This window comes from Pseudoalteromonas sp. GW168-MNA-CIBAN-0100, from assembly GCF_040309225.1.
Classification (GTDB): Bacteria; Pseudomonadota; Gammaproteobacteria; order Enterobacterales; family Alteromonadaceae; genus Pseudoalteromonas; species Pseudoalteromonas arctica.
Genome location: NZ_JBEOOL010000270.1, coordinates 1 through 342, shown reverse-complemented (window position 1 = coordinate 342; position 342 = coordinate 1). Strand labels below are relative to the sequence as shown.

Here is a 342-nt window from a genome sequence, read left to right as displayed (position 1 = left end):
GCCACAACCTGTAACGCATAAATGCTGCTCTTCAAGCAAAGTAACATAAGCTAAGTTATCTGGAATAAATTCAGGGAAGCGAATCAGTAAATCAAGCTCGCCCGCCGTAATTAGCTGGTTAACATTATCTGAGGCAAAGTCGCGCACGATTAGTTTTAACCCGGGTGCTTCTCGTCTCGTTATATTAAAAAGCTGCGGTAACAAGGCTTGCGTTGCGTAGTCTGTCGCGCTAATAGTAAATACACCTTTATATGTTTGCGGTGTAAATACTTCGGGCTCTAACAGCATTTCAAGTTGCTTTAAAATATGGCAAATAGGTTGCTGCATAGATAACGCTTTGGG

The 342-nt window shown here is 42.1% G+C and carries 1 protein-coding gene; it reads right to left on the bottom strand.

All coding sequences use genetic code 11. The features are described from left to right. Nucleotides 1-342 (bottom strand): LysR substrate-binding domain-containing protein (locus tag AAEY62_RS21065; RefSeq protein WP_350636279.1); only part of this gene is annotated, 342 nt, incomplete at both ends.